Raw genomic sequence first — 1,766 nt, forward strand, 5'->3', positions numbered from 1 at the left:
GCGCAGGTGGCGCGTAGTCCGCGGGCGGTGGCGGTGACGTTTGAGGGCCGCTCGATGACGTATGGGGAGTTGGAGGAGGCGGCGAATCGGCTGGCGCATTTGCTGGTGGGTCGTGGTGTGGGCCCGGGTGATTGTGTGGGGTTGTTGTTTGAGCGTTCGGCCGAGGCGATTGTCGCGATTTTGGCGGTGCTGAAGACGGGGGCGGCGTATGTGCCGATTGATCCGGCGCTGCCGGGGGCGCGGATCGGGTTCATGGTGGAGGATGCCGCGCCGGTGGCGGTGGTGACCACGGCGGGGTTGCGGTCGCGGTTGGATGGGTTTGATTTGGTGGTCATCGAGGTTGATGACCCGGCTGTGGGGGCTCAGCCCGGTGGGGCGTTGCCGGTGCCGGCGCCGGAGGATTTGGCCTACATCATTTACACCTCGGGCACCACGGGTGTGCCTAAGGGGGTGGCGATTACGCATCACAATGTGACCCAGTTGTTCACGGCGGATGCTGGTGTGCCGGGGGGGCCGGGGCAGGTGTGGTCGCAGTGGCATTCCTATAGCTTCGATATTTCGGGGTGGGAGATCTTTAACGCGCTGTTGCGTGGTGGGCGGTTGGTGGTGGTGCCCGATGAGGTGGCGGGTTCGCCGGAGGATTTTCATGCGTTGCTGGTCGCGGAGAAGGTCAGCGTGTTGAGCCAGACGCCCTCGGCGGTGGGGATGTTGTCGGCGCAGGGGTTGGAGTCGGTGGCGTTGCTGGTTGGTGGTGAGGCGTGCCCGGGCGAGGTGGTGGATCGGTGGGCGCCGGGGCGGGTGATGCTCAATGAGTATGGGCCGACCGAGACCACGATGTGGGTGGCGATCAGTGCGCCGCTGCGGGCGGGTTCGGGGGTGGTGCCGATTGGTTCGCCGTTGCCGGGGGCGGCGCTGTTTGTGTTGGATGCGGGGTTGCGCCGGGTGTCGGCGGGGGTGGTTGGTGAGTTGTATGTGGCCGGTGCCGGGGTGGGGTGTGGGTATTGGCGTCGGGCGGGGTTGACGGCGTCGCGGTTTGTGGCGTGTCCGTTTGGGGGCCCGGGGATGCGGATGTATCGCACCGGGGATTTGGTGCGTTGGGGTGCTGATGGGCAGTTGGTGTATTTGGGGCGTGCCGATGAGCAGGTCAAGATCCGTGGGTTCCGTATTGAGTTGGGGGAAATCCAGGCGGCGTTAAGTGGGCTGGATGGGGTGGAGCAGGCGGTGGTGGTTGCCCGTGAGGATCGTCCGGGTGATAAGCGGCTGGTGGGTTATGTGACCGGTGCGGCGGATCCGGGTGAGATTCGTGCCGCGTTGGGTGAGCGGTTGCCGGCTTATATGGTGCCCGCGGCGGTGGTGGTGATTGATGCGTTGCCGTTGACGGTGAACGGCAAGCTGGATAAGCGGGCGTTGCCGGCGCCGGAGTATCAGGGGGGTGATCGTTACCGTGCTCCGGGCAGTGCGGTGGAGGAGATTTTGGCGGGGATCTTTGCCCGGGTGTTGGGTGTGGAGCGGGTGGGGGTCGATGAGTCGTTTTTTGAGTTGGGTGGGGATTCGCTGTTGGCGATGCGGGTGATCGCCGCGGTTAATACGGGTTTGGATGCCGGTCTTTCGGTGCGTGCGGTGTTTGAGGCGCCCACGGTGGCTCAGTTGGCGCCGCGTATTGGTGAGGGTGCGGGCCGGCTGGAGCCGTTGGTGGCCGGGCAGCGTCCGGCGGTGGTGCCGTTGTCGTTTGCTCAGCAGCGGTTGTGGTTTTTGGATCAGTTGCA

General features: G+C 65.3%; 1 protein-coding gene. It reads left to right on the forward strand.

What is annotated here, in order from left to right; translation table 11 throughout:
• On the forward strand, positions 1 to 1,766 hold a 1,766-nt coding region (locus AWC06_RS21895; RefSeq protein WP_139820191.1), incomplete at both ends, for a non-ribosomal peptide synthetase.

It is taken from the genome of Mycobacterium fragae, assembly GCF_002102185.1.
In the GTDB taxonomy this organism is placed as follows: Bacteria; Actinomycetota; Actinomycetes; order Mycobacteriales; family Mycobacteriaceae; genus Mycobacterium; species Mycobacterium fragae.